General features: G+C 60.1%; 15 protein-coding genes. 2 read left to right on the top strand and 13 right to left on the bottom strand.

Annotated elements, in window-relative coordinates:
• Positions 1 to 27: 27 nt before the first annotated feature.
• From gcvP to gap, 13 genes are all read right to left on the bottom strand, one after another.
• On the bottom strand, positions 28 to 2,892 hold the full coding sequence (gene gcvP / locus QRN38_RS09810) for an aminomethyl-transferring glycine dehydrogenase (protein ID WP_057418844.1): 2,865 nt from the start codon (positions 2,890 to 2,892) through the stop codon (positions 28 to 30).
• Between the two features lie 10 nt (positions 2,893 to 2,902).
• Positions 2,903 to 3,286 (bottom strand): glycine cleavage system protein GcvH, encoded by a 384-nt coding sequence (gcvH, locus tag QRN38_RS09815; RefSeq protein ID WP_007244906.1) that lies wholly within the window; start codon positions 3,284 to 3,286, stop codon positions 2,903 to 2,905.
• Positions 3,287 to 3,590: 304 nt separating this feature from the next.
• Positions 3,591 to 5,708 (bottom strand): putative bifunctional diguanylate cyclase/phosphodiesterase, encoded by a 2,118-nt coding sequence (locus tag QRN38_RS09820; protein WP_057418843.1) that lies wholly within the window; start codon positions 5,706 to 5,708, stop codon positions 3,591 to 3,593.
• A 9-nt stretch (positions 5,709 to 5,717) separates the two neighbouring features.
• Positions 5,718 to 6,107, bottom strand: coding sequence for a response regulator (locus QRN38_RS09825; RefSeq protein WP_005615457.1), 390 nt, complete (start codon positions 6,105 to 6,107; stop codon positions 5,718 to 5,720).
• On the bottom strand, positions 6,092 to 7,822 hold the full coding sequence (locus QRN38_RS09830) for a PAS domain-containing sensor histidine kinase (protein WP_005764071.1): 1,731 nt from the start codon (positions 7,820 to 7,822) through the stop codon (positions 6,092 to 6,094). Before QRN38_RS09830 ends, QRN38_RS09825 begins: the two co-directional genes overlap by 16 nt.
• A gap of 171 nt (positions 7,823 to 7,993) precedes the next feature.
• Entirely contained in the window at positions 7,994 to 9,502 is a 1,509-nt protein-coding gene (gene gcsR / locus QRN38_RS09835; RefSeq protein WP_007244904.1) for a transcriptional regulator GcsR, read from the bottom strand.
• Positions 9,503 to 9,812: 310 nt separating this feature from the next.
• Complete coding sequence (locus tag QRN38_RS09840; protein ID WP_007244903.1) at positions 9,813 to 10,169, bottom strand: DUF5064 family protein; 357 nt, start codon at positions 10,167 to 10,169, stop codon at positions 9,813 to 9,815.
• A gap of 104 nt (positions 10,170 to 10,273) precedes the next feature.
• Positions 10,274 to 10,732 carry a YbaN family protein gene (locus QRN38_RS09845; protein ID WP_003375928.1) on the bottom strand — a complete coding sequence of 153 codons (459 nt, stop codon included), beginning with the start codon at positions 10,730 to 10,732 and terminating at the stop codon, positions 10,274 to 10,276.
• Complete coding sequence (locus QRN38_RS09850; RefSeq protein WP_010201830.1) at positions 10,729 to 11,343, bottom strand: biliverdin-producing heme oxygenase; 615 nt, start codon at positions 11,341 to 11,343, stop codon at positions 10,729 to 10,731. The genes QRN38_RS09845 and QRN38_RS09850 overlap by 4 nt, the downstream gene beginning before the upstream one ends.
• A 130-nt stretch (positions 11,344 to 11,473) precedes the next feature.
• Positions 11,474 to 14,047, bottom strand: a complete 2,574-nt coding sequence (locus QRN38_RS09855) for a TonB-dependent receptor (protein ID WP_057418517.1) — start codon at positions 14,045 to 14,047, stop codon at positions 11,474 to 11,476.
• A gap of 120 nt (positions 14,048 to 14,167) precedes the next feature.
• Positions 14,168 to 15,133 carry a FecR family protein gene (locus QRN38_RS09860; RefSeq protein WP_044390983.1) on the bottom strand — a complete coding sequence of 322 codons (966 nt, stop codon included), beginning with the start codon at positions 15,131 to 15,133 and terminating at the stop codon, positions 14,168 to 14,170.
• Positions 15,134 to 15,200: 67 nt separating this feature from the next.
• Positions 15,201 to 15,719: an RNA polymerase sigma factor gene (locus QRN38_RS09865; protein WP_024668461.1), complete on the bottom strand. Its 519-nt coding sequence runs from the start codon at positions 15,717 to 15,719 to the stop codon at positions 15,201 to 15,203.
• Between the two features lie 123 nt (positions 15,720 to 15,842).
• The gene (gene gap / locus QRN38_RS09870; protein ID WP_003375919.1) at positions 15,843 to 16,844 is read right to left on the bottom strand and encodes a type I glyceraldehyde-3-phosphate dehydrogenase; all 1,002 of its coding nucleotides are present in this window, start codon (positions 16,842 to 16,844) and stop codon (positions 15,843 to 15,845) included.
• A 219-nt stretch (positions 16,845 to 17,063) separates the two neighbouring features.
• On the opposite strand from gap, the gene edd reads away from it, so the two are divergent.
• Together edd and QRN38_RS09880 are read left to right on the top strand one after the other, a co-directional pair.
• Positions 17,064 to 18,890: a phosphogluconate dehydratase gene (gene edd / locus QRN38_RS09875; RefSeq protein ID WP_057418518.1), complete on the top strand. Its 1,827-nt coding sequence runs from the start codon at positions 17,064 to 17,066 to the stop codon at positions 18,888 to 18,890.
• Positions 18,887 to 19,852 carry a glucokinase gene (locus tag QRN38_RS09880; RefSeq protein ID WP_007244897.1) on the top strand — a complete coding sequence of 322 codons (966 nt, stop codon included), beginning with the start codon at positions 18,887 to 18,889 and terminating at the stop codon, positions 19,850 to 19,852. Before edd ends, QRN38_RS09880 begins: the two co-directional genes overlap by 4 nt.
• The last annotated feature ends 43 nt before the right edge of the window (positions 19,853 to 19,895 follow it).

A 19,895-nucleotide genomic window follows, 5' to 3' on the forward strand; every position in this document is an offset into this window, starting at 1 on the left:
CGAAGGGCGCAGGCAAGCAACGGGCGATCAGGCTTCCTGATAGCTCTCGATGGAAGGGCAGGCACAGACCAGATTGCGGTCACCGAATACGTTGTCGACGCGTCCGACCGGAGGCCAGTACTTGTTCTCGATCAGCGAATCGACCGGGTACACCGCCTGCTCGCGGCTGTAAGGATGGCTCCACTGGCCGACGATTTCCGCCGCGGTGTGCGGGGCGTTTTTCAACGGGTTGTCGTCTTTGTCCAGGGTGCCGTCTTCGACCGCGCGGATTTCTTCGCGGATCTTGATCATGGCGTCGCAGAAACGGTCCAGTTCTTCGCGGGATTCGCTTTCGGTCGGCTCGATCATCAACGTTCCAGCGACCGGGAACGACATGGTCGGGGCATGGAAGCCGAAGTCGATCAGGCGTTTGGCCACGTCATCGACGCTGATGCCGCTGCTGTCTTTGATCGGGCGCAGGTCAAGGATGCATTCGTGGGCTACCAGCCCGTTGGTGCCGGTGTACAGCACCGGGTAGTGCTCTTCCAGGCGACGCGAAATGTAGTTGGCGTTGAGGATCGCCAATTGCGAAGCGCGTTTCAGACCTTCGCCGCCCATCATGCGGATGTACATCCAGGTGATCGGCAGGATGCTGGCGCTGCCGAACGGCGCTGCGCAGACCGCGCCTTCCTTGCGTTGCATGCGTGCGTGGCCAGGCATGAACGGTGCAAGGTGCGATTTAACGCCGATCGGACCCACGCCCGGCCCGCCGCCGCCGTGAGGAATGCAGAAGGTCTTGTGCAGGTTGAGGTGCGACACGTCGCCGCCGAACTTGCCCGGAGCGCAAAGGCCAACCATCGCGTTCATGTTGGCACCGTCGATGTAGACCTGGCCGCCGTTGTCATGAACGATGCCGCAGATTTCGCGAATGCTCTCTTCGAACACGCCGTGGGTCGACGGGTAGGTGATCATGATCGCCGCAAGCTGCTCGCGGTGTTGAAGTGCCTTGGCCCGCAAGTCTTCGATGTCGACGTTGCCGCGCGCATCGCAGGCTGTCACCACCACGCGCATGCCGGCCATGTTAGCGGTCGCCGGGTTGGTGCCGTGGGCCGACGAAGGGATCAGGCAGATGTCGCGGTGTTCATCGCCACGGCTCTGGTGGTAGGCGCGAATGGCCAGCAGGCCGGCGTATTCACCCTGCGAACCGGCGTTGGGTTGCAGCGAAATGGCGTCATAGCCGGTGGCGGCGCAGAGCATGGCCTCCAACTCGTCGGTCAGTTGCTGATAACCGGCGCTTTGCTCGGCGGGGGCGAACGGGTGCAGGTTGCCGAACTCGGCCCAGGTTACCGGGATCATTTCGCTGGCCGCATTGAGCTTCATGGTGCACGAGCCGAGCGGGATCATGGTGCGGTCCAGCGCCAGGTCCTTGTCGGCCAGTTTGCGCAGGTAGCGCATCAGCTCGGTTTCCGAGTGATAGCGGTTGAACACCGGGTGGCTGAGGATCGCCGACTGGCGCAGCAAGGCTGCTGGCAGGCGCGACTTGACGCTGGCGGCCAATGCGGTGAAGTCCGGCAGAGTCTGGCCCGTGCTGGCGAAAATGTCCCATAGCACTTCTACCGCTGACTGCGAGGTGGTTTCGTCAAGCGACAGGCCCAGACGCTGGTCGTCGATTTCGCGCAGGTTGATGTGGCGGGCGCGGGCGGCAGCGTGCAGCGCGGCGGTCCGGCCGCCAGTGTGCAAAGTCAGGCTGTCGAAGAAATAGGCCTGCTCGGCGTTGAGGCCCAACTGGCTCAAGCCTTCGGCCAGGATCGCGGTCAGGTGGTGCACACGATTGGCGATCTGTGTCAGGCCGCGCGGGCCGTGATACACGGCGTACATGCTGGCGATGTTGGCCAGCAGCACTTGCGCGGTGCAGATGTTGCTGGTGGCCTTTTCGCGACGAATGTGTTGTTCGCGGGTCTGCATGGCGAGGCGCAGAGCCTGTTTGCCGTGGCGATCCACCGACACGCCAACCAGACGGCCCGGCATGTCACGCTTGAACGCATCGCGCGTCGAGAAATAGGCCGCGTGCGGGCCACCAAAGCCCAGCGGTACGCCAAAGCGTTGCGCGCTGCCGATGGCCACGTCGGCACCGAATTCACCCGGCGGGGTCAGCAGGGTCAGGGCCAGCAGGTCGGCGGCGACCGCCACCAGTGCGTTGGCCCCGTGAAAGCGCTCGACCAGTTCGCGGTAGTCGAATACGTCGCCATTACTGGCCGGGTACTGCAGCAGCGCACCAAAGTAGTCGCTGACATCGCCCAGTTCGGTTTCATCGGCCACCACAACGGTGATGCCCAGCGGCTCGGCGCGAGTGCGCAGCACATCGAGTGTTTGCGGGTGGCAGTGGCTGGAGGCGAAGAACTGCTGGCTGCCTTTGTTCTTGCTCAGGCGCTTGCAGAACGTCATCGCTTCGGCAGCGGCAGTGGCTTCGTCGAGCAGCGAGGCGTTGGCAATCGGCAGGCCGGTCAGGTCGCTGATCAGGGTCTGGAAATTGAGCAGCGACTCCAGACGGCCTTGGGAAATCTCAGGCTGGTAGGGCGTGTAGGCGGTGTACCAGGCCGGGTTTTCCAGCAGGTTGCGCAGAATCGGGGCGGGTGTGTGGGTGTTGTAGTAACCCTGACCGATGTAGGTCTTGAACAGCTGGTTCTTGCTGGCGATGGCCTTGATGGAGGCCAGTGCATCGGCTTCGCTCTGCCCGGCAGGCAGGTTCAGCACGCTGGTACCCTTGATGCTTTCCGGGATCACGCTGTCGCTGAGTGCTTCAATGGAGTCAAAACCCAAGGTGTGCAGCATGGCCTGCTCGTCAGCGGCACGCGGGCCAATGTGGCGGGCAATGAATTCGTTGGCGGTGGTCAGTTCAATGCGGTCAGTCATGGTTCGCTCCTCAGGCTTGGGCGTTGGCTTTGATCAGACGGTCGTAGGCGTCCTGATCCAGCAGGCCGTGAATGGCATCGGCGTCTTGCGGAATGAAACGAAAGAACCAGCCGGCGCCGAGGGCGTCTTCGTTGACCCGTTCCGGGGTGGCATCGAGCACAGCGTTGACCTCGACCACTTCGCCGTCCAGTGGCATGTTGATGCTGCTGGCGGCTTTGACCGATTCAACCACTGACACTTCGGCGTGTTGAGCGTAGGCCTGTAATTCCGGGAGTTGCACAAAGACCACGTCACCCAGCGATTCCTGGGCGTAAGGCGTGATGCCGACCGTGACACTGCCGTCTGCTTCGGCACGTAGCCACTCGTGGTCAACGGTGAATCGCAACTCGCTCATACAAACTCCTCGGATGATGGGGTGCGCGCAGGGCGCAAAACACGATGGGTTTGACTTAGCAATTTTACGGCCATCTTTTATTTATTGTTTTAAATCATGGACTTAGGTTTGAAATCGAGAGTTTTAGTGATTTGAGCTGTAGCGAAATCGCTACGGTCGATGGGCGCTGGAAAATGCTTGCTTGATCAAGGCCTTGAAACGAGCGGGATGACGCAGGCTGTAATGTAATCGTTACGGTGGAACGATTTCGTTTCGCGCGTGAGGTGCCTGGTCGGCAAAATCACCGACCAGCCTGTTGAGACCTTTACCCGAACTGTCGCTCTGGCGTGCTTAAAAATGTTTCAAGCTCTGCCAGCGGCAGCGGCTTGCTGATCAGGTAACCCTGAATCTGATCGCATTGATTGTCCCGCAAAAACGCCAGTTGCTCAGGCGTTTCCACGCCTTCGGCTATGACTTTCAGGCCCAGGCTGTGTGCCAGTTCGATGATTGCTCGGGCAATCGCCGCGTCTTGTGGGTTGCTGGTCACTTCGCGAATGAAGGCGATGTCGATTTTAAGCTTGTCGATAGGGAATCGGCGCAGGTACGCCAGACTTGAATAGCCAGTGCCGAAATCGTCGATGGAAATACTGACCCCGTTGGCCTTCAGGGTTTCCAGGGTCGCGATGGTGTGAGAAGTGTTTTCCATCAATGAGCTTTCGGTCAGTTCGACCTCCAGCCACTGGGGGGCGACCCGATGATTGGTCAGCGCCTGGCGGATGTCGGCGACCAGGCTGCTGTTGGAAATCTGCTGGCCAGAGACGTTGACCGCCACCTGAAACAGCCCCAGCCCCGTGCGTTGCCAGTGCGCAATCTGGGCGCAGACGCGATCGACGACCCAGTTGCCGACTTCGCCGATCAGACCCAGGCTTTCCAGCACCGGAACGAACACCGCAGGCGATACGCCTTGCTGGCCTGGGCGCGGCCAGCGCAGCAAGGCTTCCAGCCCGCATATCCGGCCGGTGACGAGGCTCAGCTTGGGCTGGTAGACGATCTCGAACGCTTGTTTTTCCACCGCGTCGCGCAAGGCGGCTTCGAGGTCCAGGCGCGCCGAAACGTCTGCGTTCATTTGTGCGGTATAAAACCGATACGTGTCCGGGCCGATCTTTTTCGCACTGTTCATCGCGGTGTACGCATGCCTGACCAGCTCGCGTGCGTCTTCGCCGTCTTCAGGGTAAAGAGCGATGCCGATACTGGCGGTCATGACGATGCTTTGACCTTCGACCATAAAAGGCACCCGCAAGGCTTTGCGAATGCGCTCCAGTGTCTGGCGGGTATCGGGCAGGCCTACGCGGATCATCAGAATCAATGCAAACTGATCACCGTCCACGCGGCCGAGGGTGTCGCTGGCATTGATGCATTCCGACAGGCGATGGCTGACTTCCAGCAGCACCTGGTCGCCGAGCACATGGCCCCAGGTTTCGTTGATGTTCTTGAAACCGTCGAGGTTGACCGTCAATGTCGCCAGTTTCCAGCGGCTGACCGCTGCCTGAGTCAGGCCCATCTGCAGGCTGGTGAAAAACAGGTCACGGTTGGGCAGGCCGGTCAGTGTGTCGTAATGGGCCATGGTCAGCAGGCGCTGATCGCTTTCCTTGCGCTGGGTGATGTCACGCACGATGCCGACAATGACCCAGTCCTCGCCGGTCTGATACGCCTGGCGATGAATTTCGACTTCGACGTCCCGCCCGCTCTTGTCGCGAATCTGGGTTTCGAGGGGTTCGCTGGGGCCTTTGCCGGCAATGATCTGGTCATACACCACTTCCAGATTTTCCATCGATGTCTCGCCCAGCTCGGCGGGGGTCTTGTGCGCCAGTTCTTCAGCGGTGTAGCCCAGCAACTGGCAGGCCCTGCGGTTGAATTCGATCAGACTCATGGTGTTGCGGTTGATCAGGAAGATCGCGTCTTCGGAAGCATCCATCACCGTGCGAAAGCGCTCCAGGTCGATGGTGCGTTGCTGCAATTGGTCTTCGAGGATCATGCTGTGGCTTTTCAGGTAATCGCCAAATGCCTTGAGGCGCAGCAGGTTGCGCACGCGCAGCCACAGTTCGGCGCTTTCCACCGGTTTGCTGAGGTACTCCTCGGCACCGGCCTCCAGCCCGGACAAGCGCGCACCCTGCTCATCAAGCGCCGAGAGCATGATGATCGGAATGTTGGCGGTGCCTTTTCCGGCCTTGAGCACGCTGGCGACTTCGTAGCCGTCCATGCCCGGCATCATGATGTCCAGCAGAATAAGGTCCGGTGCCCGCGCATCGACCATGGCCAGCGCCTGTTCGCCAGACTCCGCAGTCAGCGTCTCGTAACCCTGATTTTGCAATAGGACTTCAAGCAGGTCCCGGACATGGACATCATCATCGACAATCAGGATGGTTGCGGCAGGCTGGGTCATGACGAATGCTCAGTTGATTGGCCGTTGAGGCGGACTGTTTTCCAACAGGGTGTCGATGACCCGGTACAGCTCCTGATAGCGCAGGGGCTTGATGATGTAGGCGTTACAGCCTGCGCGCCGGATTTTTTCTTCGTCTTCTTTCATGGCCATAGCGGTGAGCGCGACGACCGGTATTGCGGCGGTTTGTGCATCGTTCTTGAGCAGCGACGTCGCGCTCAGGCCATCCATTTTTGGCAACTGGATGTCCATCAGAATCAGGTCGGGCTGGCGCTCGCGGGCCATTTTCAGGCCTGTTTCCGCATCTGATGCGCAGAGCACGCCGTAACCTGCGCTGTTGAGCAGCAATTCGGCCAGGCGCATGTTGGCGGCGTTGTCTTCGATAATCAGGATTTGGGCCATTGCGCCTCCTCGGTTGCCGGGGTGCGAATGGGCAGCCAGACCACAAAGCGTGCGCCCAGGTCCTTGACGCTGGCGACCGCCACGCAGCCGCCGTGCAGTTCAGTCAGCTGCTTGACCATCGCCAGCCCCAGCCCGGTGCCCTCGAATTTACGCGCCAGGCTGCTGTCGATCTGGCTGAACGCCTTGAACAGCTTGTTCATATCGCTTTGCGCGATGCCGATTCCGGTGTCGCTGACACTCACTTGCAGAAAATGCTCATAGTCACTGGGGGGCAGCGAGAAGCTGTGTACTGGCCAGTCGCCATCCAGAATGCCCACCTGTGCACGCGACACCTGACGCACTGCGAGGGTTACCCAGCCGCCGGGTTCGCTGAACTTCACCGCATTGGCCAGCAGGTTGTAGACAATCTGCTTGGTCTTGCGCCTATCCAGTTCAAGCACGCCGAAGTCGGCCTCGGTTTCCAGCTTCAACTGGATGCGTTGCAGTGCGGCCTGCTCGCGGACGATCAGCAGGCTGTTGCTCAGCAACTCGTCCAGATCGACGGCCTCAAGCTCCAGCAGCATCATTCCGGCTTCGACCTTGGACAGGTCGAGGATGTCATTGATCAACGACAGCAGGTGCTGGCCGCTGTTGAAAATGTCACCGATGTACCGGCGCTGGGCGTCGGTCATGTCACCGACCATGCCGTCTTTGAGCGCCTCCGAAAAGCCGATGACGGCATTGAGCGGGGTGCGCAGCTCGTGGGACATGGTGGCGAGAAACTCGGACTTCATGTGGCTGGCGTGTTCCAGCTCGATGTTCTTCTCTTCCAGCGTGCGCTCGAAACGTTTGCGCTCGGTCACATCCCTGGCCGCGGCGAACACGCCCTTGAGCTTGCGGTCGCGATCATGAAAAGTTGCCGCGTTGTAGGAAACCACGGTTTCGGTGCCATCGTAGGCGCGCACGGTAAGCTCGTAGTCGCTGACCTTGTGCTCACTGAGCACCCGCTTGATCGCGGCGTCGGCACTCGCAGGGTCAGTGAAGAAGTTCTTGCAGGGCGCACCGATCAGTTCGTCGCGGGTTCGCCCGGTCAGTGCCATCATCTGTTTGTTGACGTCGGAGATGATGCCTTGCGGGTCGGTCATCATTAGCGCATCGATGTTCGACTCGATCAGCGAGCGGGTATAGAACTGCTGATCCCGCAGCCGCTGGTCCAGCAACGCCTGGGTTTCTTCCTCTTGCTTGCGTGCAGTGTTGTCAGTGCCAATCAGCAGGTAACCGATGATGGTTTCGGCACTGTCACGCAACGAAGTCACCGACACCATCGCCGACAGGCGGCTGCCATCCTTGCGGATGTAGGTCAGTTCGTAGATATCTTCGATGCCGCGCGAGGCCTTGAACACCAAGGCTTCAAAGCCTGGCGTGATGGGCGTATTCAGCTCATGGCTCAACGCCGCTGCACGGATGATCAGCTCGGCCGGGTCGGAAATATCTGCCGGGGTGATCTTGTCGACCACGTCTTCCGAGTGATACCCGAGCATGCGTTCGGCACCGACGTTGAAAATCTGGATAACGCCGTGTTCATCCGTAGCGATGCTGGAAAAATAGGCGCTGTTGAAAATGGCGTCCTGGAGGGCACCGGTCTTGAGCAACGTTTTCTGCCGACGAGACTCGACGATTTTCTCGGCGCGTGATTGCGTCTCGGTGGTGGGATGGTCGACTGGCGGGTTTGGCATTGGACTTCCCGGTATTACGTGACGCTGTCTGCCGTAACGGCCGTAACGCACACTTACGGACACCCATTCAAATGAGTGATAAGAGGTTTGTGGACCATACCAGAACGTTATCGGCTAATTGGTTATTAAATTAACCTTTTAAAATATATTTTGACCGCCGGTTTCAATCCACTAGCGCTTGCCGGGTATTCCATACTTTCGCAAGCGGTGCGCAATGGCGGTGTGCGAGGTGTGCAGGCGTGCAGCTAACTGGCGTGTGGACGGATAGTCTGCGTAGAGTTTTTCCAGTAAATCCTTTTCAAATGTTTCGACGGCATTTTCTAGGCTGTCGATCGCGCTGTCGTTCTGACGTGCGACGGCAGTGCCTGCAATGTCCAGATCGCCTATATCCACTTGAGTGTTTTCACAGATCGCGGCAGCGCGGAAGATGACGTTCTGCAACTGCCGTACATTGCCCGGCCAGCGGTTGCCCAGCAGGGCAGGGTAGGTGCCGTGGGCCAACCTGCAGACCGGCCGCTGAATCTGTGCGCAGGCCTGCTCCATGAAGTAACGGGCCAGCAGCAGGATGTCCTGACCACGCTCGCGCAGCGGCGGTACATCCAGGTTGAGGACGTTGAGGCGATAGAAAAGGTCTTCGCGGAAGGTGCCTTCGCTGACCATTTTTTCCAGGTCACGGTGAGTGGCGCTGAGAATACGCACATTGACCCTGACTTCGCGGTCCCCGCCAACGCGGCGGAAGCTGCCATCGTTGAGAAAACGTAACAGTTTGGCCTGTAGGTAGGGTGACATTTCGCCGATCTCATCGAGAAACACCGTGCCCTGGTTGGCCAGCTCCATCAGCCCCGGCTTGCCGCCGCGCTGCGCACCGGTAAAGGCACCGGGGGCGTAACCAAACAGTTCGCTTTCGGCCAGGTTTTCCGGCAGCGCGGCGCAGTTCAAGGCCAAAAACGGTTCGCCGTGGCGCGCGCTGCTGGCATGACAGGCGCGCGCGACCAGCTCTTTACCGGTGCCGGTCTCGCCCTGAATCAACAGCGGTGCGTCCAGCACCGCCACCCGTTGCGCGCGCGCCTTGAGCGTGCGGATGGCGGCTGAATCGCCCAGCAGTGCATCGAAACCCTCGGCGTGATCGTGGTGCAGCGCCGACAGCCTTTCGCCGATGCGGCTGGGCAGGTACAGGGTAATCAGCGCGCCCGCTTCGGTGATCGGTGTGGCATCGAGCAATAGCGCCTCACCGTTGAGGGTGATTTCGCGCAGCGGCAGACGAAAACCGTTTTCCAGCAGCGCGGCCTGCAGGCCGGGGTCGGCGAACAGTTCAGCGATGGGTTCGCCTGCAGGTTCACGGCCGATCAGGGCTATTAGCGCAGGATTGGCCAGCAGCACATGCCCTGCGCTGTCCAGTGCCAGTACCGGGTCGGTCATTGCCGCCAGCAGCGCATCCAGTTGCAGATGGCGACGCTGGCCGGGGAGGATATCGACCACCGTAATGGCTTCTACGCCACGCACCCGAAACAGGGCATCCTTGAGTTCTTCGAGCATCTGATGGCTTAGGGTCGGCGCATCAATGTAGACATTGGGCGGCACCATCTCCACGGCATCCAGATTCAGATTGCGCCCACCCAGGATGGCCAGCACTTCCTGGGTGATACCAACGCGGTCGATGAAGCTGACGTGGATACGCATGGGGCATTGACGGTTCGCGACACAGAGGCCGGCAAGTATGCCTTGTGGTGAAGGGTTTGGTGAAATTCGGCAGTGAGCGTGTGTACGATGACACGCTTACCCATACGTCGCGACGCACATTCAAGACCGGACACGGAGCGTCCAGAACTGCATTCCCACGCTGTGGAACGTGAGGAACGCCAACATCGTGCGACGCTCCGCGTCGTTATGCCGTTTTGGACGCTCTGCGTCCTCTTGCGACCCAGAGCGTGTGCACGACCATCTCGGCTTGAAGCTTGAAGCTTGAAGCTTGAAGCTTGAAGCCCCAGCCCTATTCCAGATGCTCAGGCTTCACCGGGTCGCCTGGTTTGGCGTGGAGCTTGTCACGAATGTCCGCGAATATCCGGTCGTAGTCCTTGTGCTGGGCGATGGGCAACGAGGCCGAGTTGGGCAGGCCGTGCCTGATGGCGATGCGGCTCGCGTCGTGGGCGAAGTTGAACGCCAGGTCGCGCGTCAACTGGAATTGCTCTTCAAACGTTTTGTCGTTGATCTGGCCCTGCATGGTGAAATGCATGCTGGTGCCTTCTTTCGGGTCTTCGTTCACTTCGTAGCGCAAGTGGATGTCATAGCTGACTTCCGAGGGTTGCAGCGCCACGTGGGTGATGTGCAGATGGCCTGGCTCGTACATGGAGGTGCTCCATCAAACGATGAGTGTGATCGATCAGACACTGGCTGTGCCTGCGCGGTTCAGCCTGATGCGCAAGGGTCTTGTTGCCGCGTACGCCTTGCTCTTCAATCTGCTTTTTTAGCCGGCTCCGGTCTTGACCATATCCACAGGTTGCCCATCGCCATGCCCGTGAGCGCCAGGTAAAGCCACCATGCATGGCCGATCAGGCTGAGCATCACCACGGCACACACCAGCATGCTGATGGTGGCGCTGATCTTGGCCTTGCGGGCAACCAGCCGGCCGTTACGCCAGTTGTACAGGATCGGGCCGAACACGCGGTGGTTTTCCAGCCAGGCGTTCAGTCTTGGCGAACTGCGCGTCGCAGCCCAGGCCGCCAGCAGGATGAATTCGGTGGTCGGCAAACCGGGAATGAAGATCGCAATAATGCCTATGCCAAGAGCGACATAGGCAAGGATGCCGTATAGAAGGCGTGAGAGTCTTGAGCCGGGTGGTTTGTACGTCATGGTCTCTACAGGCAGGTTCGGAAAGCCCGGCCAGCTTAACAGCACCGGGCGCTTTTTCATGCCTGTACCATTTCCGTGACCGGTGCATCGGCATAGGCGTGCTGCAGCAGCACGTTGAAACGCTCGAATGCTGCGATGGCGCCTTGATCCAGTTGCGCTTCCTGTGCGGCGGTCAAAGGCAGTTCATTCAGCGTATTCACAAAGGCTTTCCATCCCGCCGCCCGGCCCCCGGCGGGCTCGCCCAGATGCCGTGCGCCAAAACGGTCGCTCAGTTGCAGTGCTTCGGCGCGCTTGATCAGAAAAGCGGCACCCAGCTTGGAGCCTTCGGAGACGAACAGCCAGCCCAGCGCCTCCGCAGTGCCGGGGCTTCTGACTGCGCCAGCCACCGGTAAAGGGGTGTCCATGTTCAGGTCGGCAAGGTCGGCTTTGGCCTGTTCGGCACGGCAGCGTGCGGGCAGATCGCTGATGATTGCCTGCAACGCAGGCTCGTTGTACAGGCCTTGCAGTTCACTCTGAAACAGGTATTGGGCGACCACAAAACGTGCATAACCGGCCAGCGTCTCGAACGGCGCATAGGCTTTGACTGCCTTGTCGAGTTGTTCATGCGGCGCGTGGGTGATCTGATTCAGTCGTTGCGAACGCAGGGTCGGTCGGTTCTGATCAAGCGTCATCGAAGTCTTCCTTGCTGAAATAGGAGGCATGTTGAAAAAAGGGCTTACTGAATAGACGAATAGCCACGCCCAAACGCGTAAAAAAGCCTGCCGCACAGGTTCGACGGCGGGCTTTGGGTCACGCGCCGTGTCAGATATCCCACACCACATTGACGCTGAAATTGCGCCCCGGCTGGGTCAGGCGATCCAGGTTGGCCGGTGCGGTCACACCGGCTTCGCCCACGCCGTCGTAGCCGCGCACATCGTCCCAGCGCCAGTACTTCTTGTCGGTCAGGTTGTAGAGGCCGGCATTGACGGTCACGTCGTCGCTGACCTTGTAATAGCCGGTCAGGTCGAGAATGCCGAAGCCCGGGGTCTTGAACTGGCTGGAAGTGCCGTCCGGGCTGTGGAAACTGCTGTCATCCACGCGGGTCTTGCGTTTGACCAGCGTCCAGCTCAGCTGGCTGCCATAGTCTTGCTGCTCATACCCCAGGCCGATGACGCCGGTCAGGGGGTTTACGCTGTTGATCGGCTCGCCCGTATCGTTGTTGCGGCCATGCACATAGGCAACGGATGCCTGGCTGTACAGGCCGTTCGGCGCACCGAGGCTGTCGAGATTGATGCGCCCTTTGACTTCAGCGCCTTTCATGGTGGCGTGCTTGATGTTGCTGGACTGGAACGTCAGCTCGCTGTAGCCGGGGGTGATGGCGTCCTCGTTGATGAAGTCGCGGTACTTGTTATGGAACACCGCGATGTCGAACGAGCCGGATTCAAAGCGGCCGCGTAGTCCGGTTTCATAACTCTTGCTGGTTTCCGGCTCCAGATTCGGATTGGGCTCTACCACGTATCCGGCGGTCGGGTTTTCGAAGCGGCCATAAAGGGCCTTGGCTGATGGGGTGCGGAAACCTTCGGCGTACTGGCCGTACCAGGTGTAGGCGTCGCTGAACGCGTAGGTCACGCCGAACTTGGGCGACAGGCGGTGCCATGTCCGCGTTTCGTCGTTGGCCTGACTTGGGTCGGTGAGGCTGACCGACCTGAGAAATTCTGGCGTGAACTTCGGGTCGAGCCGGGTGTGGTCGTAGCGTACGCCGGGCATAAAGGTCCAGTCTTTCCAGCTGATCTGATCCTGCGCGAACAGTGCATAGCTGGTGATGGTCGGGTCGGGGAAGTCACTGGTCGCGGCCAGTCGGTCGCTCGGGCTGTCTGCGCCGACCACGCGGCAGGTGCCGAACACCCGTGCGCAGGTCCCGCTGCCGCTGCGCAGCCCGGTGACTTTCTGTTGCTTGAGGGTGGTGCCGTAGGTCAGCACATGGTCGGTGCTGGCAATGGAGAATGCTTTATCCAGCTGCGCATCGAAGATCCACTGTTTTTCCTGGTACTGCGTTTCACGCTGGCGATACACGTCGCGGGAAAACGGGAAGTAACGTTCCTGAGAGCTCTGGTCGGTCTTGGCGGTCTGGTAATTGAGGCTCCATTTGAGGTTGTCCGCCAGCAGGCTGTCGAGGGCAAAGCTGTTTTCTATACCAAAACGCTCGCGGCTGATGGTGTCGTTACTTTCGCGCGACTGATACATGCCCAGCCCGCTGCCATTGGTGAACGGCCCGCCCACTGCGCTTTTCAGATTGGTGTTGCGGTCGTCCTTGTACTTTTCGTAAGCCAGCGCCAGCCGCGAGCCGTCGGCGTAGTTCCAGCCCAGCTTGGCCAGCACGTTGGTGCTGCGCGCATCCTCGGGGTTGGCTTCGGTACGGCTCAGGCCTGTGCCACCTGTTTCACCATAGGATTCGGTTTCGTGACCATTGCGCTGGCTCACGTGCAGCAAGCCGTCGAACTCGCCCTGACGACCTGCGACGGTGGCCGAGTTCAGCCAGCTTTCGTCTGCCGAGCTGTAACCGGTCTTGAGGCGCGCGCCGACATCCTTGCCGGGCTTGATGATGTCATCCGGGTCCAGTGTGTAATAACTGACCACGCCGCCAATGGCGCTGCTGCCGTACAGCGCCGAGGCAGGGCCGCGGAGGATTTCGACGCGCTTGACGATCTCCGGGTCGACATAGTTGCGGTGGGTTTGCGCATAAGGCCCGGTGAAGAAACTGTCGGGAACTTCAACGCCGTCTACCTGAGTCATGATGCGGTTGCCGTCGATGCCGCGAATGTTATAGCCGGTCGTGCCTGCGCGCTGGCCAGCACCGCCGACCGAAACACCCGGCTCGTAGCGCACCAGGTCACGGATGGTATTGACGTTGTTGCGATCCAGCTGTTCACGCGAATGCACGCTGACGGTACTCGGCACTGTCACCACTTCCTGAGCCTGACGCGTGGCGCTGACGGTGATCTGATCAAGAGCCATCACGCCCGCGGCGCGTTTTTCGAGCACCACGTTGTTGTTGCCCAGGTTGCGATAGCTCAGCGAGCTGCCGGCCAGCAGGGCGTCCAGCGCCTGGGCAGGGCTCAGGTTGCCGCGGGCACCCGGGGAGGTGACGTTTTGCGCGAAATCCGATGACACGCCCACCTGCCAGCCGGTGATGCGGCTGAATTCATTGAGCGCCGACACCAGCGATTGCGGACCGATCGAGAAGCTGTAAGTGCCTGCAGGGCGCACGGACCGGTTGGTTTCGGCGGCGGCGTGGGCAGGAATCGCCTGCAGGCTGGCGCCCAGTACCGCGACGGTCAGCAGCGAAAGTCTGAGTCGTGCGCGGTTTTGCACGGCAGGCGTGAACGTGGATGACATCGGTAGCGCTCCCTGGGGTGTTGCTCGTAATAGTGTTTGCAAACTGTTTCGAGATGAGAATCAGTTGCATTGGCTATAACTAGACGAACGGGAAACAGCTATCGAGTAAAAAAACTTTTCTCAGTTGAGAATCAGCAGCGCCGGCATCTCGTGCAGGCTTGCCGACGTGATCTGCGCCAGTGAGCGCACCACGTCCAGCGGGTTGTCCAGGCGGTAGTTCCCGGTCACTGCAACACGGTCCAGTTGCGCGTTGGTGCTGATTATCCAGCCGGGATAATAGCGACGCAGTTCGGCCAGCACCTCGCTCAGCGGGCAATTGTCGAACACCAGTCGACCCTGAACCCAGGCCAGATCGCGTGCCGGATCAAGCCTTTCTCGGTGGCCGAAGCCGCCCGGCCCGACGCGAACACTGTCGCCAGCACCCAGGCTGACGCTGGAGCCGCCGCGGGTGGCGCGTACATCAACGGCCCCGCGCTGCACCTGAACCTGTGCGACGCCGTCCAGATAACGCACGGAAAACTCGGTGCTGTTGGCACTCATGCGCACCGGGCCGGCTTCGATTTCCAGTGGCAGACCCGTTCTGGGCGCGACATCGAAAAAGGCCTCGCCTTGCAGTAGACGGGCCGAGCGCTGTTGTTCGTCGATCTTGCTGGAAAAAGCCGAATTGGTGTTGAGCAGCACCTTCGAGCCATCCGCCAGCTGCAGGCGTTGGCGTTCACCCACCACCGTCAGATGATCGGCTTGCAGGCGCAACGGCAGGTTGCTGAAGCTGAAAATCCCCAGCAACAGCACGGCAGCGGTAGCCAGCGGTTTCCAGTAAGTGCGGATGTGCCGCCGCGAAGTGGGTGTCAATGGCTGTGCGATGTCGGCGGCAGCCTGCCGGACGGGCTGCGAGTTCCACGCCGCGCAGGCCTTGTGATACGCGCGAGCGTGTTCGGGATCGGCATTCAGCCATTCCTGAAAACGGGCCAGTTGCACATCGTCGGCGCCCTCGAGTTCGATCAGCCAGCTCAGGGCCTGATCCATCGCGCGGTCGCTCAATACCTCTCGGGCAATCGCGCGCGGGCGTTCGTTTTTAGGGCTCACGGTGGTCCTCGGCAATCCTGAAACTGTATCGATAAGATTATGGCGGCTTGCCAGCCTGCGGCAGGGTTCAGGGCGGGTCAAGCCTTGACACCACGCCGATGCAGATCGCCATGATCAGTTTCAATTCCTTTTGCACCGTACTGGCCGAAACTTGCAACTGCTCGGCGATTTCCAGATAGCTGCAGCCGTTGAGGCGGCTGAGGGTGAAAATCTTTTGTTGACGCGGGCTCAATGTGCTCAGGCTGGCGCTCAGGCTTTCGAGCAGACGCTTGGCGTGGGCGGCATCTTCAGGTTTGCCGAGTTGCGCGACAACGCGTTCCAATTGGCCCGGCGAGACGTCTTCGACGAGGGTGCGGGCATGAATACGTCGCGCACGCAGATGGTCCAGCGCAAGGTTGCGCGCGGTCTGAAAAACGAAGGGTTCGAGATGGTCGACCGGGTGCTCGGTCAGCGCACGGCTGACTCGCAGCCAGGTTTCGTGCAGCAGGTCTTCTGCGGTGCTGGGGTTGCCGACCATGCGTTGCAATGTGCGTAACAGCACGGCGCGCTGGGCCAGAAAGACATCGTTGAAATGCGACTGCGACACAGAGAGGCCCGACCGGAGATTCAAGCAAATGATAATGCTTCTCATCTTCTGGTCGGGTCAAGCCTGCATCTGTAAAAAAATTTCTGTGCGCCGTGTATGGGGCGTTCCACTACGACGCTGAATTTACTCGGCGTTATGCAGCGCCAGGCAGTTGTCGAGCATACGGTTGGAGAACGCCCATTCGTTGTCGTACCACGAGAGCACTTTCAGCAACTTGCCGCTCACTTTGGTGTGATTGGCGTCGAAAATCGACGACAGCGGGTTGTGATTGAAGTCGTGGGAAACCAGCGGCAGGGTGTTGTAACCCAGGACCTTGGAGTGCTGGCTGGCTTCTTTCATCAGCGCGTTGACTTCTTCGGCCGTGGTTTCACGCTTCAGGGTGACGGTCAGGTCGACCAGCGAAACGTTGATCACCGGCACGCGAACAGCCATCCCCGTGAGCTTGCCCGCCAGTTCCGGCAGAACCAGGCCCACCGCTTCGGCAGCGCCGGTCTTGCTCGGGATCATCGACTGGGTGGCCGAGCGCGCGCGGTACGGGTCGGTGTGATAGACGTCGATCAGGTTCTGGTCGTTGGTGTAGGCATGAATGGTGGTCATCAGGCCGCTTTCGATACCCAGTTCACGGTGCAGCACTTGGGCGACCGGGGCCAGGCAGTTGGTGGTGCACGATGCGCTGGAGATGATCTGGTGCGACTGGCGCAGCGTGTCGTGGTTGACGCCATAGACGATGGTGGCATCGGCACCGCTGGCCGGTGCTGAGATAATCACCTTGCGGGCGCCGGCGGTCAGGTGCGCGGCAGCCTTGTCGCGGCTGGTGAACAGGCCGGTGCATTCGAATACCACGTCGATGTCCTGCGCTTTCCACGGCAGTTCGGCCGGGTTGCGAATGGCGCTGACCGAAATACGGTCACCATTGACGGTCAGGCTTTCCTTGTCACACTCCACGGTGCCGCTGAATGGGCCGTGTACAGTGTCGAAACGCAGCAGGTGCGCGTTCATTTCGCTGTCGCCAAGATCGTTGATGGCGACGACCTGCAGGTCCTGCCGGTAGCCTTGGGTATACAGTGCACGTAGGACGTTGCGGCCGATTCGGCCAAAACCGTTGATTGCGATACGGAGAGTCATACAGCCGTCCTTCTGAATTTGTTGTTGGAATTACAAGATTATTCTCATAGAAATAGAAAACAAGCCTTTTTAGTGGCAATATTTTGTTTTATCTACAACTACAAGCCTGAAAGGCCCTCCCGGTTGATCGAGATCAGGGTTCTGCTCCCTGACCGTCACTGCTCGAAAACCGGAACCGTCTTTACGGGTGACCTTAGACGTTAGCCTGGAGTTCATCACATGCATCCCCGCGTCCTTGAAGTAACCGAGCGGCTCATTGCTCGCAGTCGCGATACCCGTCAGCGCTACCTTCAATTGATTCGCGGCGCAGCGAGCGATGGCCCGATGCGCGGCAAGCTTCAATGTGCCAACTTTGCTCACGGCGTCGCCGCCTGCGGACCGGAGGACAAGCAAAGCCTGCGTTTGATGAACGCCGCCAACGTGGCAATCGTCTCTTCCTACAATGAAATGCTCTCGGCGCATCAGCCCTACGAGCACTTTCCTGCACAGATCAAACAGGCGTTACGTGACATTGGTTCGGTCGGTCAGTTTGCCGGCGGCGTGCCTGCCATGTGCGATGGCGTGACCCAGGGTGAGCCGGGCATGGAACTGGCCATTGCCAGCCGCGAAGTGATTGCCATGTCCACAGCAATTGCCTTGTCACACAATATGTTCGACGCCGCCATGATGCTGGGTATCTGCGACAAGATCGTCCCCGGCCTGATGATGGGGGCGTTGCGTTTCGGTCATCTGCCGACCATCTTCGTGCCGGGCGGGCCGATGGTGTCAGGTATCTCCAACAAGGAAAAAGCCGACGTACGGCAGCGTTACGCTGAAGGCAAGGCCAGCCGTGAAGAGCTGCTGGACTCGGAAATGAAGTCCTATCACGGCCCGGGAACCTGCACGTTCTACGGCACCGCCAACACCAATCAGTTGGTGATGGAAGTCATGGGCATGCACCTTCCCGGTGCCTCCTTCGTCAATCCCTACACACCACTGCGTGATGCGCTGACAGCTGAAGCGGCTCGTCAGGTCACGCGTCTGACCATGCAAAGCGGCAGTTTCATGCCGATTGGTGAAATCGTCGACGAGCGCTCGCTGGTCAATTCCATTGTTGCGCTGCACGCCACCGGCGGCTCGACCAACCACACGCTGCACATGCCGGCGATTGCTCAGGCTGCGGGTATCCAGCTGACCTGGCAGGACATGGCCGACCTCTCCGAAGTGGTGCCGACCCTCAGTCACGTCTACCCCAACGGCAAGGCCGACATCAACCATTTCCAGGCCGCAGGCGGCATGTCGTTCCTGATTCGCGAGCTGCTGGCAGCCGGTCTGCTGCACGAAAACGTTAACACCGTGGCCGGTTACGGCCTGAGCCGCTACACCCAGGAGCCGTTTCTGGAAGATGGCAAACTGGTCTGGCGTGAAGGCCCGCTCGACAGCCTGGATGAAAACATCCTGCGCCCGGTGGCGCGTCCGTTCTCGCCTGAAGGCGGTTTGCGGGTCATGGAAGGCAACCTGGGTCGCGGTGTCATGAAAGTATCGGCCGTTGCGCTGGAGCATCAGATTGTCGAAGCGCCAGCCCGAGTGTTTCAGGATCAGAAGGAGCTGGCCGATGCGTTCAAGGCCGGCGAGCTGGAATGTGATTTCGTCGCCGTCATGCGTTTTCAGGGCCCGCGCTGCAACGGCATGCCCGAACTGCACAAGATGACCCCGTTTCTGGGCGTGCTGCAGGATCGTGGTTTCAAAGTGGCGCTGGTCACCGATGGACGGATGTCGGGTGCCTCAGGCAAGATTCCGGCGGCGATTCACGTCTGCCCGGAAGCGTTCGATGGTGGCCCGTTGGCACTTGTACGCGACGGCGATGTGATCCGCGTGGATGGCGTAAAAGGCACGTTACAAGTGCTGGTCGAAGCGTCAGAATTGGCCGCCCGAGAACCGGCCATCAACCAGATCGACAACAGTGTCGGCTGCGGTCGCGAGCTTTTTGGATTCATGCGCATGGCCTTCAGCTCCGCAGAGCAAGGCGCCAGCGCCTTTACCTCTAGTCTGGAGACGCTCAAGTGAAGTTGGCCCTGGTCGGTGATATAGGCGGTACCAATGCACGTTTTGCCATTTGGGAAGACGACACGCTGCATTCTGTCCGGGTGTTCCCGACCATTGACTACGCAGGCCCCGAAAAGGCCATCGAAGTCTATCTGCAGGACCTTGAATTGCAGCGCGGTGACATTGGCTATGTGTGCCTGGCGGTCGCCGGGCCGGTCGATGGCGATCTGTTTCAGTTCACCAACAGCCACTGGCAACTGAGCCGTGAGGCGTTCTGCGCCGACCTGAAAGTCGATCACCTGCTGCTGATCAACGACTTCACCGCCATGGCGCTGGGCATGACCCGGCTCAAGGACGATGAATACCTGACGGTCTGTCATGGCGTCGGCAAGCCGGATCGCCCGCGCGTGGTGGTCGGGCCGGGCACCGGGCTGGGCATCGGCACGCTGATCAAACTGGAAGACAGCCGCTGGATGGCCTTGCCGGGCGAGGGCGGGCATGCCGACCTGCCAATCGGCACGGCGCGCGAGGCCCTGCTGTGGACGCGGCTGATGGCCGAGCACGAACATGTCAGCGCCGAAGTGGTGCTCAGTGGTGCGGGCCTGTTGTTGCTGTATCAGGTCAGTTGCGCGCTGGACGGCATGGACGCAGAGCTCAAGTCGCCTGCTGCGATCACGTCGGCTGCGCTGGCAGGCGATCCGGTCGCGGCGGCGGTGCTTGAACAGTTCTGCGTGTTCCTCGGCAGAGTGGTCGGCAACAACGTTCTGACCCTGGGCAGTCTGGGCGGGGTCTACATCGTGGGTGGCGTGGTGCCACGTTTCACAGAATTCTTCATGAACAGCGGCTTCAAGCGCGCCATGAGCGAGAAGGGCGTGATGAGCGGTTACTTCAAGAACCTGCCGGTCTGGCTGGTCACCGCCGAGTACCCAGGGCTTATGGGTTCAGGCGTTGCGCTGCAACAGGCGTTCGGTTCGCAAATCTGAGCAACACCTCATAACAACAAGGTTTCACGGTCAAACAAGGACG

The sequence above is a fragment of the Pseudomonas sp. CFBP2511 genome (assembly GCF_030209255.1).
Classification (GTDB): domain Bacteria; phylum Pseudomonadota; class Gammaproteobacteria; order Pseudomonadales; family Pseudomonadaceae; genus Aquipseudomonas; species Aquipseudomonas avellanae.